Genomic DNA, 12,817 nt, shown 5'->3' on the forward strand with positions numbered 1-12,817 from the left:
CGGACCACACCTCCACAACGAGAACAAGGAAACACCATGGAATTTGCGAATTACCCGAGCCTGGCCGGCAAAGCCGTCTTCGTGACCGGCGGCGGTTCGGGCATCGGGGCCGATATCGTGGCCGCCTTTGCGCGCCAGGGCGCGCGCGTGGCCTTTGCCGACCGCGACCTCGCCTCGTCCACCGAGCTGGTCGACGGCCTGGCCGGCACGGTGCCGCACACCCCGTACTTCATCGGCTGCGACCTGTCCGACATCGATGCGCTGCGCGCCAGCGTGAAGGCGGCGGCCGGGCAACTGGGCGACTTCGATGTGCTGGTCAACAATACCGCCAACGACGAGCGCCACGATTTTTTGCAGGTCAGTCCGGAGTACTTCGACGCCAAGATCGCGATCAACCTCAAGGTGGCGTTCTTCGCGGCCCAGGCGGTGATGGAAGGCATGCAGCGGCGCGGCGGCGGTGCCATCATCAACCTCGGCTCGACCGGCTGGAAGAACAAGGTGGCCGGCTACCCGGTGTACGCCTCGGCCAAGTCGGCCGTGAACGGCCTCACGCGCAGCCTGGCGCGCGAATTCGGCAAGAGCGGCATTCGCGTCAACACGCTCACGCCGGGCTGGGTCATGACCCCGCGCCAGCTCGACAAATGGGTCGACCCGGCCGGCGAGCGCGCCATGGATGAAAACCAGTGCCTGCCGGGACGCATCGTCGGCCAGGACGTGGCCAGCATGGCGCTGTTTTTAGGCGCGCACGATAGCCGCATGGTGACGGCCCAGGAATTCGTCGTCGATGCCGGCTGGACGTGACGCGGCCCACGTTTCAACGGTGCGCCAAGTTGTGAATGTTGCAAGTTAAAATCGAGGGAGGAAACCATAAAGCGCGTTGAGGGGGTGATTTTTGCTTACTTGGCTATATGACGAGGCGGGCAGGGCGGCCGCCATCCTGGATGAATTCTGCTTGCGCACCCTCGGTGGCGAGCCGGCCGGCTTGGTGTTCGGCCTGAGCGCGTTTTCACTCAGGGGCGAGCATATCGGCTGGTTCGAGGATGGGGTGTTGTACGATGTCGACAACCAACGCCTCGGCTTCCTGGCGGGCGCCAGGGGCATGGCGCACGACTTTCCGGCGCTGTTGCCGCCGCCGCCAGAACCGGTGTTCGGCAAGCGCCCGACTGTGCCGACCCTGCGCGCGCGGCCGGTGCGCCGGCCCGCCGGCGGCTGGTCGCCGCATGGCTTGCCGGGCTACATCGACGCCAGCGCCACCCTGGCCGCGCTGGAGACACCGCAGCCCGCAGCGCGCGCCGCGCTGAACGAGCTTCCGGGCTGACGGCGCCCGGTGTTGCAGCACGCCGACGCTAGACAAACGGTACGTCGCTTACCCGAGCATGATGATACGATCGCGATCACGCATGCGCCAGCGCTTGGCCGGCCGCATGCCTTCATCATCGACGACAATAACCCGGGCACTGGATGCGTCTGACATTTGACTTTCTCTCCAACGGCGGAGAACTCGGCGCCCTGATGCGCGCCAGGGAGTGGGGCACGACACCGCTTGGCCCGCCCGAACACTGGCCAACGCTGCTCAAGAGCACGATCCGCCTGATCCTCACCTCCCGCCATCCCATGTTCCTCTGGTGGGGCGGCGAACTGGTGCAGTTCTATAACGATGCCTACCGCCTGACCATGGGTCCGGAGCGCCATCCGGGCGCGCTGGGCCAGCGCGGGCGCGACTGCTGGGAAGAAATCTGGCCCATCATCGGCCCGCAGATCGAGACGGTCATGGCCGGCGGCGGCAGCACCTGGCACGAAGACCAGCTGGTGCCGGTCACGCGCCACGGCAAGCGCGAGGATGTCTGGTGGACTTACGGTTACAGCCCGATCGAAGACCACGACGGCGTGCACGGCGTGCTGGTGGTGTGCAACGACGTGACGGCCCAGCACAATGCCAAGGCGGCGCTGGAACGCATGAACCTGGCCCTGACCGAACAGATCGCCCAGCGCGAGCATGCGCAGCGGCTCGAAGGCATCCAGACCGGGCAGCGCTTGCGCGCCGAACAAGCCCTGCGCGAGCAGCGCGAAGCCGAAACCACGCGCCTGCGCTCGCTGTTCGAGCAGGCGCACGGCTTCATGTGCATCCTGCGCGGGCCGCAGCATGTCTTTGAATTTGCCAACTCGGCCTACCTGCGCCTGGTGGGTGAACGCGCGCTGATCGGCAAGAGCGTGCGCGAGGCGCTGCCCGACATCGTCGGCCAGGGGTTTTTCGAGCTGCTCGATGCGGTGTACGCCAGCGGCAAGCCATACAAGGCGGGCGACCTGCGCATCGAACTGCGCGTGACGCCCGACAGCGCGCCGGTCCATGCCTACATCGACTTCGTGTACCAGCCGATCATGGAAAACGGCAGCGTGAGCGGGATTTTCGTGCAGGGCTTCGATGTGACCGACCGCACCATGGCCCGCCAGGCGCTGCAGCGCAGCGAACTGCGCCTGAAAGAAGGCATGAAAGTGGCGCGCATGGTGGTGTGGGACTGGGACCTGGCCAGCAACGAGGTGGTCTTTTCCGACAACGCGCCGGAACTGTTCGGCGCCAACTGGACCGACATGCGCCATGTCTGGGATTATCTCGATCCCGACGACCTGCGCAGGATGGAACTAGGGCGCCGCGACGCGCTCCAATCGCATGGCAGCTACGGCGAAGTGGTGCGCCTGCGCCGGCCCGACAATGGCCAGACGGTCTGGCTGCAGGTGTACGGCACCGTGGTGGCGGACCAGGCTGGCGATGCGCACTGCATACGCGGCGTATCGATCGATGTCAGCGCCCGCAAGCGCGCCGAGGAATCGTTGCGCGAGGCGGGGCGCCACAAGGATGAATTCCTGGCCATGCTGTCGCACGAGCTGCGCAATCCGCTGGCGCCAATCCGCTCGGCCGCGCACTTGCTGGCGATGGCGCCAGAGAACGCCTCGCGCGTGAAAACGTCGAGCGTCATCATCGAACGCCAGGTCAACCATATGACTAGCCTGATCAATGACCTGCTCGATGTTTCGCGCGTCAATACCGGGCTGGTGGTGCTCGACAGGCAACTGATCGACCTGCACCAGGTGGTGCTGGAATCGGTCGAGCAGACCCAGCCGCTCATTAGCGAACGCGGCCACGTGCTCAGCCTCGACGTGCCGGCCGAGGGCGAGGTGGCGGTGTGGGGCGACCGCAAGCGCCTGGTGCAGGTGCTGACCAACCTGCTGCACAATGCGGCCAAGTACACGCAGCCGGGTGGCCGCATCAGCCTCGAGATCAGCCATCATGCCGACACGGTCGAGCTGCACGTGCGCGACAACGGCATCGGCCTCGATGCCATGCTGATGCCGCACATCTTCGACCTGTTCACCCAAGAAAAACGTTCCTCCGACCGTTCCCAGGGCGGGCTGGGCCTGGGGCTGGCGCTGGTGCGCAGCCTGGTATCGCTGCACGGCGGCCACGTGACGGCGGCCAGCCCGGGAGCGGGGGAGGGCGCGACCTTTTCCGTATACCTGCAACAGCACGCGGCGCCGCCCGGCGCGGGCGGCGCCGGGCGCGGGACTGGCCAGCACGCCGGCGCGGGCTTGCGCCTGATGCTGGTCGACGACAACAAGGATGCCGCGAACGCCATGGCCATGGTGCTGGAATCGGCCGGCCACGTCGTCATGGTCGAGCACGACCCGCTCCGCGCGCTGGAAAGCGCGGGCAGCTTCGGGCCGGACGCCTGCCTGCTCGACATCGGCTTGCCCGGCATGGACGGCAACGAACTGGCGCGCCGCCTGCGCGCCAGCACGCATGCGCGCGCCGCCACCCTGATCGCCGTGACTGGCTACGGCAATAAATACGACAAGGCCAGCGCGGTGCAGGCAGGTTTCGACCATTATTTCGTCAAGCCGGCCAATACAGCCGAGCTGATCGGTGTGCTGGCCCGCATCAAGCCGCATGCAGGCGCAAGCTGCAGTTCGCCGCTTGGCGAGCGGATCGAAGGCTGATGGCGGCCATGCCGCCACGCGGCGTTGGCGCCTTGCCGGCGGACCGGGCGCCCCCGCGGGCAGCGGCAGGCGCGTTCATGGCCGGGCGCAGGCGTGTCTCGATGCCGGCTATGCAGCAAGGGTGAAGGTGTTGGTGCTCCAGCAGGCATGCCGCGCCCGCTGTTCGGTGGTCCAGCCACTGCGGCGCAGCTCGGCGGCGATCATGCGGTTGATGATGCCGTGCGCCACCAGCAGCACCGGTCCGGAGCGCGCCAGCAGCGTCAGGCGCGCAGCCCCCTGGCGTGCACGCAGGCGCGTTGCTTGCCTGCTCTCGGCGCCATTGGCGTAACCGGCCATCCACATCAGCCGCAACAGCACGGCCCAGCAGGCGGGCGGCAAGCGCGCACAGCGGCTCCATACGGGCGGCATCGACAGCGTGGGCAGCGCCGCTTCGCGAAACAAGGCGTCGGCAAGGGCGGGTGTATGGCCGAGCGCCCTGACCGACGCCAGCGCCCGCGGCAGTGTGCTGGACACGATCGTGGCGGCCGCGTCGGCGGAGGCGATGCTCGCTTGTGGAATGGCCTGGTCGACGACCCCGGCCGCATCGTAAGCGGCGATCCAGGCGGGCATGCCGGCCAGTGCCACCCATCCGCGATCGGTCAGCAATGGTTTTCCATGCCGCATGAGTGTGATGGTCGGGTTCCCCGGGGATGGCGCGCTGTTGTCAGATGCTAAGATGGGTTCGCCTCGTGCCGCACGGGTGCTGTCGTATTGAAAACGCAATTTCTACGCTGGTGATAAAGTGTAGCATTATTTAACACCACGTCAGCCTCGCCATGCCCGGACCGCTTTTCATCATTCTCAACGCCGGCTCCGGCCACGCGGAAACCGAACTCCAGCGTACAACCATCGAAGACGTGCTCAGTGCCGCCGGGCGCCCGTTCGAGCTCGCCGTGGTCGACCAGGCTGGCGAGCTCGGCGGCATTGCGCGGCGCATGGCCGGACAGGCGCGCGCCAGCGATGGCGTGCTGGTCGCCGCCGGCGGCGACGGCACCATCAACACGGTGGCGCGCGCGGCGGTGGAGAGCGGATGCCAGTTCGGCGTGCTACCGCAGGGCACCTTCAACTATTTCGGCCGCACCCACCAGATACCGGAAGACTTGGCCGGGGCCGTGCAAGCGCTCTTGCAGGCGCGCGTGGAGCCGGTGCAGGTGGGACTGGTCAACGAGCGCGTGTTCCTGGTCAACGCCAGCATCGGCCTGTATCCCAGGCTGCTCGAAGAGCGCGAGATCGACAAGAAACAGTACGGACGCAGCCGGCTGGTGGCGCTGCTGTCGGCGCTCAAGACGGTGCTCGGTGCCTACCGGCATTTGCACATCACCGTCGAGCTCAACGGCAAGACGCGCACCCTGCGCACCTCCACCCTGTTCGTCGGGAATAACCGTTTGCAGATGGAGCAGGTCGGCATCGGGCCGCTGGCCGAGCGCATCGAGGATGGCAAGCTGGCGGCGCTGGCGCCCCAGCCGGTCGGCAAGCTGGGCATGCTGGCCCTGCTGCTGCGAGGTGCGCTCGGGCGCCTGGGCGACGCGCCCAATCTGCACGCCTTCGGCCTGACCAGCATGACGGTCAGGCAGCGCGGGCTGGCCGGACGGCGCCGGATCAAGGTCGCCATCGACGGCGAGGTGACGCATCTGCAGGCGCCGCTGGTGTTTCGCGTACTGGAAGGGCAACTGATGCTGCTCAAGCCCGTGCCGGCGGCCACGGCGCCGGAACAGGAGCCGCTGGCGCTCGCTTCCTGAACGTCGGACCGCGCGGTCGCCGCGCACCTGTTGCTTTGCAGCGATTCCGTGCACGTGGTGGACAGCGCGCGTATTGACTGGTCTACAATGCCGTCTTTCCGTACGACTTCTTTCGACCATGAACGCTTTCAGCCTGATGCGCAGCACCCACCGCCACCCGTCCGCCATCCTGCTGATGGTACAGTTGCTCGGCATGCTGCTGTATCCGTTCATCGAATCGACGCCGAGCGGGCTGGTGGTGTTCAACGCCTTCGGCATCGTGGTGCTCGGCTTCACCACGCGCATGGTGCGGCGCACGCCCGGCCACGCCTGGATCAGCGCCGCCATCGCCCTGCCCATCATCGTGCTGCTGGTGCTGCAGATGATGTCCGGGCGCGGCGGCCTGCTGCCATGGTCGTCCGCGCTCGAAGCGCTGTTCTACTTCTACGCCGCGGCCAGCCTGATCGCCTACATGATGGAAGACCGCCTTGCCACCACCGACGAACTGTTCGCCGCCGGTGCCACCTTCACCCTGATCGCCTGGGGCTTCACGCATCTGTTCGTGCTGGTGCAAGCCATGCATCCCGGGACTTACGCCGCCGCCGTCAACGCGGCCGACGCGCGCACCTGGACCGAACTCAATTACCTCAGCTTCGCGCTGCTATCGAGCACCGGCATCGGCGATGTGATTCCGCTCACGGCGCACGCGCGCGCGCTGGCCAGCGTCGAGATGTTCGTCGGCCTGATTTACCTGGCGGCGGTGGTGTCGCGCCTGATCGGCTTCACCCTGCAGCAGACCAAGGATGGACGCGGCTAGCGCGCCATCTGTGCCTGCACGATGCGCCCGATGGTGGCCAGTGCCGCCTCGGCGCGCGCGTCCCAGGCATGGCCGTAATTGAGGCGCAGGCAGTTTTCAAACCCCGGCTGCGGCGAAAAGATCGGTCCTGGCGCGACGCTGATGCCCACGGCCAGCGCGGCCGCGTGCACCGCCAGCGCATCGACCCCGCCCGGCAGTTCCAGCCATAGCAGATAGCCGCCCTTGGGGCGCGTCACGCGCGTGCCGTGCGGGAAGTGGCGCCGCACGGCGTCCATGAATACCGCCTGCTGCGAAGCGAGCGTGTGGCGCAGCAGGCGCAGATGGCGGTCGTAGCCGCCTTTTTCCAGGTACAGCGCGAGCGCGCCCTGGGCTGGCGCGCAGGTGGTCAGGGTGCTGGCCAGCTTCTGGCGCGCCAGCTGTCGCGTGTAGCGTCCGGCCGCCACCCAGCCGACCCGGTAGCCGGGCGCCAGGCATTTCGAGAATGACGAACAGTGCATCACCAGGCCCTCGGTATCGAAGGCCTTGGCCGGCAGCGGGCGCTTGCCGCTGAAATACAGCTCGCCGAAGACATCGTCCTCGATCAGCGGCACCTGGTAGCGCGCCAGCAGGCGCACCAGGTCGCGCTTTTTCTCGTCGGGCATCAGGCTGCCGAGGGGATTCTGGAAGTTCGTCATCAGCCAGCACGCCTTGGGGCGGTGCCGTTCGAGCGCGCGTTCGGCCGCGCCCAGGTCCATGCCGTCGCGCGGGTGGGTCGGCACCGCGATCGCCTCCAGGCCCTGGCGCTCGATCGCCTGCAGCGCGCCGTAAAAGGCGGGCGACTCGATCAGCACCGCGTCGCCGGGGCGCGCCACCGCCATCAGGCACAGGCTCAATGCTTCCAGCGCGCCGTTGGTGACGATGATCTCGTCGGCCGGCACGGTCATCCCGTCGATCAGGTAGCGCAGCGAAATCTGGCGCCGCAGGCGCGCGTTGCCCGGGGTGAGATCGTCGACGCTGGCCCACGGGTCGAGCTGCTGCACGCTGGTGCTCATCATGCGCGCCAGGCGCGCCAGCGGGAACAGCAGCGGGCTGGGAAAGGCCGAACCGAACGGCACCACATCGCGCCGCATGGTCGTCTCCAGCAGGTCGAACACGCGTTCGCTCATGGCGATCGGCAGTGCATCTTCGGCCGGACGCGAGGCCGTATCCGGTTCCGGCGGCAGGCGCGCGGCGCCGACGCTGACGAAATAACCGGAGCGCTCGCGCGAGCGCACCAGGCCCTGGGCTTCGAGCGTGTAATAGGCCTCGAACACGGTAGCCGGGCTCACCCCGCGGCTGGCGCTGGTCTTGCGCACCGACGGCAGGCGGTCGCCCGGCTGCAGCACGCCGTTGAGGATCGATTCGGAGATATCGCGCGCGAGCGCTTCATAAAGTTTCATGGTGCGGCCAGGGCCAGGCGGGGGCGAGGTGGAACAAGTGCTGCATCTTAAATCATATTTCCGCGCCTGGCGTTCCCAGCGGCACGCCGGTCGAGGTAAAATGGACAACATACGCCAAGGTGCGCTCCGCTTTTCTGCCGGAGTGTGAAACGGGAAGCCGGTGACAAGAGAAGCCCTCTCTGACAATCCGGCGCAGCCCCCGCTGCTGTAGGCCTGACGACGCTGTTCAAACGCCACTGTGCACCGCATGGGAAGGCAAGGACAGCCGAGGATGACGGCGAGCCAGAAGACCGGCCATGGCGTTAAGTACTGGTGCAAAACCCGGGGAGTGGTTTTGTCCATTTGCAGTCGACATCGATGCATTGCCTTGTGACGGCCGGCCGCCTGGCGCCCCGGCCATGCGCCCCTGCGCGCCCACAAGCCAACGCCCAACCGGGGTCTGACCTCTGATTAGAAATTAGTTGCTTGACTGGGCCAGTCCCCAATTAAGCACGTGCGTGACGGCATTTTAATCAACAAAATTTGGGCGATGCCCGGGTTTTGCATCGCCGTGCGCAAAATGTTTCGAGTCAGAGGTCAGACCCCGGTGGGGAGATTTTTGTCGAAGTGCAAGTTGGCGTGATTTTTCCTCGCGATGTGCCTTGATCTTCTATGGATTCAAGAAAGTAATCGCATGCGTAAATTAAAGTTTCAAACATGTCTGCTGGCGACGTCGGTCACGGCCGTCCGGCTGGCGTTCGCGGCCGAGGCACCGGCCATGCCGGATGCTCCGGTGATGCAGGAGGTGCTGGTGTCGGGCAACCGGGCGGCCCCGCCGGGCGTCGCCGATTCGGCCACCGAGGGCACGGTCAGCCTGCGCCAGCTGGCCGTGCGCCCCTTGCTGCGCACGGCGGAGCTGCTGGAAACCGTGCCCGGGGTGATCGTCACCCAGCATTCCGGCGACGGCAAGGCGAACCAGTATTTTTTGCGTGGCTATAACCTCGACCACGGCAGCGATTTCGCGACCAGTGTGCTGGGCATGCCGGTCAACGTGGCCAGCCACGCGCACGGCCAGGGCTATATGGACCTCAATTTCCTGATGCCGGAGCTGATTTCGCATATCCAGTACCGCAAAGGCGTTTACGCGGCCGACGATGGGGATTTTTCCAGCACCGGCTCGGCGCGCATCGAGTACCAGCGCACGCTCAAGGCGCCGCTGGTCGATGTCAGCCTGGGCGAGCACCGCTACCGGCGCGTGCTGGCCGCAGGCAGCGCGCAGCTGGGCGGAATGGATGTGCTGGGCGCGTTCGAGTTTGCCGGCAATGACGGGCCGTGGGACCAACCGGCCAATCTGCGCAAGCGCAATGCGGTGCTGCGCGCCTCGAACGGCAGCACCGAGAACGGCGTGGCCGTCACGCTCATGGCTTACCAGTCGGACTGGCGCGCGACCGAGCATGTGCCGGAACGCGCCATTTCAAACGGTGAGATCGGCCGCTTCGGCGCGCTCTCGCCCAGCGATGGCGGCGTGACCCACCGTTACAGCCTGTCCGCCGAGTGGGCCGCCAGCGGCACGGCCGGCGCCAGCAAGGTGCGCGCTTACGTGGTCGACTACGGCCTGAATTACTTTGCCACGCCGTCCGGTTTTATCAGCGGCGCCAGCGCCGACCAGCACGAGCAGGCCGACAGCCGCGTGACCTGGGGCCTCGATGCGCGCCACAACTGGCAACTGCGTGACGTTGAACTGAGCGCCGGCGTGCAGCTGCGCCAGGACCGCGTCGACAACGTCGGCCTGTACGAAACCATCGACCGGGTGCGTACCAACACGGTGCGCCAGGACCGCCTGCGCGAGACGGCGGCGGGCCTGTTCGTCGAGGCGCGCCGCCAGTGGACGCCCTGGCTGCGTAGCACGATCGGCCTGCGGCGCGACCAGATTTCGACCGACACCAGCGCCACCGGCGGACGCTTCAACCTTGGCAACGGCGGCACGGCCAGCGCGGGCCAGAGCAGTCCCAAGGTGAGCGTGGTGTTTGGGCCGTTCGGCGAGCGAGCCAATACCGAGCTGTATGCCAACTGGGGTCACGGCTTTCACAGTAACGACGTGCGCGGCGCGACATCGAGCACCCATCCGTCCGACGGCAGCCCGGCCGACCGGCTGGCGCTGTTCGCCCGCTCGACCGGCGGCGAGCTGGGAGCGCGCACGCGGCCCCTGAAAGGCTGGACCAGCAGCATGTCGCTGTGGCAGATCAGTTCCGCGTCGGAGCTGGTGTTCGTCGGCGACGCCGGGGTGACAGAAGCGCGCGGCGCATCCAAGCGCCACGGCCTGGAATGGTCCAATTCCTATACGCCCAATCACAGCCTGACCATCGATGGCGACGTGGCCTGGTCGCACGCGCGCTTCAAGGTGCCGGTCGACGAGAGCGGCGGCGCGCATGTGCCGAATGCGATTCCGCTGACCGCCTCGCTGGCGGTCAATTACGCCCCGGGCGGCGCGTGGTTCGGTGGCCTGCGCCTGCGTTATCTGGGCGCCTACGCGCTGGAAGAGACGAACCAGGAGCGTTCGACGCCATTCTGGATCGCCAACCTGAAGCTCGGTTATCGGCTTGGCGCGCACTGGCAGGCCAGCGTGGACGTACTCAATCTGGCGGACCGCAAGGCCAACGACATCGAATACTGGGGCGGCGCCTGCACGCGCGCCGAACAGCGCGATGGCAGTTGCGGCGGCGGCATCGATGGACGCCTGGTGCATCCGATCGAGCCGCGCAGCGTGCGCGTGAGCCTGCGCACGACCTTCTGACGACGCGCGCTCAGGTGGTGCGGAAGATGATTTCCTTCATCCGCTGAAGGCGCGGGTAGACCACCGGCACCGTCAGCATGGTGCTGGCGATGGCCATCAGGAGCAGGGCGGTGAAGGTTTCGCTGGTGATGATCTGTTTGTCGAGCAGGATGTTGACGAAGATGATCATGATCAGCGCCTTGGTCTGCAGCAGCCAGCCGATAATGCCCGCTTCGCCCTTTTTCCAATTGAGGATGCGGCCCGCGATGTGGGCGCCAATCAGCTTGCCGCCGACCGAAGCCACCAGCAGCACGCCGGCCGCGATGAACACCGCGGCGCTGCCCATGTCCCAGTTGGTGCGCAGCCCGGTGCTGAGGAAGTACACCGGCATGATCGCCAGCAGCACGTGGTGGCGCATCAGGTCCATTTTCTCCTGATCGAACCAGTGCGCGTCCATGACCGCGCCGGCCAGGAAGGCGCCGACCATGAAGTGCAGGCCGGCCCAGTCGGCGCCGAAGCCGCACAGGGCGAGCCAGATCAGGCCGACGTACCAGCGGTCGCGTTCCTGCAGCCAGACCATGAGGCGGCGGTAGCCGACCGTGGCGATGCCGAAGGCAAGCAGGAAGCCGAGCTGGCGCCCGACCCGGTCCCAGTCCAGCATGATCAGGGCCAGCACCCCCCAGATGGCGATGTCGTCCAGGCTGGCGTAGCGCAAGATGCGCTGGCCGATCGGCTGGCGCAGGATGTCGAGCTTTTCCATCAGCAGGATCAGGATCGGCAGCGCCGTGACCGCGCACGCCATGCCGACCCCAACCACGAACTGCCAGGTCATCGCCTTGGGTCCGATCCAGCCGGCGTAGCCCAGCATGCCGGCCGCCACCACCGCGCCGAAGACCAGCGGCACGCCCAGCGCCAAGCTGGAGGTGATGGTGGTTTCGCGGCGGTGCGCCCAGGCTTGCTTGAGGTCGAGCTCGATGCCGGCGATCATCACGAAGATCATCACCGCCCACCAGGCAATGCCGTTCATGGCCATGATGACGGACGGGTTGAAGATGAATTTGTAGTAATCCGGATAAATTGCCCCCATCACGCCCGGTCCGAGCAGCACGCCGGTGATGATTTGCACCACCACCAGCGGGGCGTAGTAATCGGTCTTGCAGACGCGCCAGACGAGATAGGGAATCGAGAAAATAAGGAGCATCGCGAGGAGAAAGATCTCCGTCGTGTTCATTGCTGTGTGCATGGACGTGTCTCGTTTTTGTTGTGGTGTGCGCGCGGGTGTGGCCCCCGCGCTGCTGATGTGCCCCTGCGAAAATCACGTAGTAAAGTTTCAGAAAAGGGCGCCCCCATGCTAGCTCAACAATTGAGTAAGTTCAACAACTATGTTGGGATGGCATCGGCCATGGACTTGCCGGGATAGTGAAACTGCGAATAGTTGTCATGCGTTTTTGTTGCTGATCCCTCAGCAGTCAACCGTGACGCCTGCGGATGGTCGCGCAACGGGAGGCCCGGTGTCGTGGCCGTGTAGCGCGCAAGCATCCGGACTACGCCATCGTGCGACTTGAAAAAGATACAAAAATTTTTGAAATGTTTGATGTTGATCGCGTTGATTATTATCACATCGAAATTAATTTCAAATAGCTAAGTAAATTCTGCGTAGGTAATATCCATTCATTGAGAAAAACATGTCGGCGTGTTTCGGTAGCGGATGAAGAACCAGGCCGACATTGCTTTTCTCAACAAGTAAGCTTTCCTATAAACCGTCGTTCACTTTACAGGGTGCCATATGCAAGAATTATCTCGTAATGAAGTCGAGTTGGTTTCTGGTGGAACTGCGAAAGAAAGTGCGGCCGCATTCGGCCTTGGCGCCTCCATCGCTACTGCCGCTTTTACCACGAGTTGGGGCACGGCGGTAGTTGGCGTCGCGTTTGCGGCAAGCCCACTCAGTGTCATAGGAGCCTCTTGCAAAACTAGCGGAACGGATGAAAATTGCTTGGCAGCGCAAGCGAAAAGGTGGGGGTGGGCGCCCATTTCTGGCATGATTTAGTTTCTAACGCTTAATCAAAACGCCCACACCATG

Annotated in this window: 9 protein-coding genes and 1 riboswitch; of the genes, 6 read left to right on the plus strand and 3 right to left on the minus strand. The window is 65.5% G+C overall.

All coding sequences use genetic code 11. The features are described 5' to 3' along the window. The first annotated feature begins 36 nt into the window (after positions 1-36). The 3 genes from F2P44_RS27380 to F2P44_RS27390 all read left to right on the plus strand — a co-directional run bounded on the left by F2P44_RS27380 (position 37) and on the right by F2P44_RS27390 (position 3,993). Positions 37-801: an SDR family NAD(P)-dependent oxidoreductase gene (locus F2P44_RS27380; RefSeq protein WP_167091590.1), complete on the plus strand. Its 765-nt coding sequence runs from the start codon at positions 37-39 to the stop codon at positions 799-801. Between the two features lie 91 nt (positions 802-892). After that, positions 893-1,318 carry a 4-fold beta flower protein gene (locus F2P44_RS27385; protein ID WP_167091592.1) on the plus strand — a complete coding sequence of 142 codons (426 nt, stop codon included), beginning with the start codon at positions 893-895 and terminating at the stop codon, positions 1,316-1,318. Between the two features lie 143 nt (positions 1,319-1,461). After that, positions 1,462-3,993, plus strand: coding sequence for a hybrid sensor histidine kinase/response regulator (locus F2P44_RS27390; RefSeq protein WP_167091594.1), 2,532 nt, complete (start codon positions 1,462-1,464; stop codon positions 3,991-3,993). 108 nt (positions 3,994-4,101) lie between these two features. Here the strand turns inward: F2P44_RS27390 and F2P44_RS27395 are convergent, their stop codons facing one another. After that, positions 4,102-4,638 (minus strand): histidine phosphatase family protein, encoded by a 537-nt coding sequence (locus F2P44_RS27395; protein ID WP_167091597.1) that lies wholly within the window; start codon positions 4,636-4,638, stop codon positions 4,102-4,104. A gap of 170 nt (positions 4,639-4,808) precedes the next feature. Between F2P44_RS27395 and F2P44_RS27400 the strand changes: the two genes are divergently transcribed. Further along, the gene (locus F2P44_RS27400; protein WP_167091600.1) at positions 4,809-5,771 is read left to right on the plus strand and encodes a diacylglycerol/lipid kinase family protein; all 963 of its coding nucleotides are present in this window, start codon (positions 4,809-4,811) and stop codon (positions 5,769-5,771) included. A gap of 118 nt (positions 5,772-5,889) precedes the next feature. Continuing rightward, on the plus strand, positions 5,890-6,567 hold the full coding sequence (locus tag F2P44_RS27405) for an ion channel (RefSeq protein ID WP_187363442.1): 678 nt from the start codon (positions 5,890-5,892) through the stop codon (positions 6,565-6,567). Here the strand turns inward: F2P44_RS27405 and F2P44_RS27410 are convergent. Next, entirely contained in the window at positions 6,564-7,985 is a 1,422-nt protein-coding gene (locus tag F2P44_RS27410; protein WP_167091603.1) for an aminotransferase-like domain-containing protein, read from the minus strand. The genes F2P44_RS27405 and F2P44_RS27410 overlap by 4 nt on opposite strands. A 100-nt stretch (positions 7,986-8,085) precedes the next feature. Beyond that, positions 8,086-8,298, plus strand: a riboswitch (cobalamin riboswitch). A 360-nt stretch (positions 8,299-8,658) separates the two neighbouring features. On the opposite strand from F2P44_RS27410, the gene F2P44_RS27415 reads away from it, so the two are divergent. Continuing rightward, positions 8,659-10,758, plus strand: coding sequence for a TonB-dependent receptor (locus tag F2P44_RS27415; RefSeq protein WP_229423785.1), 2,100 nt, complete (start codon positions 8,659-8,661; stop codon positions 10,756-10,758). A 10-nt stretch (positions 10,759-10,768) separates the two neighbouring features. Here the strand turns inward: F2P44_RS27415 and F2P44_RS27420 are convergent, their stop codons facing one another. Next, positions 10,769-11,980 carry a cation:proton antiporter gene (locus F2P44_RS27420; RefSeq protein WP_167091606.1) on the minus strand — a complete coding sequence of 404 codons (1,212 nt, stop codon included), beginning with the start codon at positions 11,978-11,980 and terminating at the stop codon, positions 10,769-10,771. Between the last annotated feature and the right edge of the window lie 837 nt (positions 11,981-12,817).

Source organism: Massilia frigida (assembly GCF_011682175.1).
In the GTDB taxonomy this organism is placed as follows: domain Bacteria; phylum Pseudomonadota; class Gammaproteobacteria; order Burkholderiales; family Burkholderiaceae_D; genus Telluria_A; species Telluria_A frigida.

Excerpts from the sequence above, each read along its gene's own strand:
- F2P44_RS27390 (WP_167091594.1), top strand. The coding sequence starts at position 1,462 with ATGCGTCTGACATTTGACTTTCTCTCCAACGGCGGAGAACTCGGCGCC.
- F2P44_RS27400 (WP_167091600.1), top strand. The coding sequence starts at position 4,809 with ATGCCCGGACCGCTTTTCATCATTCTCAACGCCGGCTCCGGCCACGCG.
- F2P44_RS27420 (WP_167091606.1), bottom strand. The coding sequence starts at position 11,980 with ATGCACACAGCAATGAACACGACGGAGATCTTTCTCCTCGCGATGCTC.
- F2P44_RS27380 (WP_167091590.1), top strand. The coding sequence starts at position 37 with ATGGAATTTGCGAATTACCCGAGCCTGGCCGGCAAAGCCGTCTTCGTG.
- F2P44_RS27410 (WP_167091603.1), bottom strand. The coding sequence starts at position 7,985 with ATGAAACTTTATGAAGCGCTCGCGCGCGATATCTCCGAATCGATCCTC.
- F2P44_RS27415 (WP_229423785.1), top strand. The coding sequence starts at position 8,659 with ATGCGTAAATTAAAGTTTCAAACATGTCTGCTGGCGACGTCGGTCACG.
- F2P44_RS27405 (WP_187363442.1), top strand. The coding sequence starts at position 5,890 with ATGAACGCTTTCAGCCTGATGCGCAGCACCCACCGCCACCCGTCCGCC.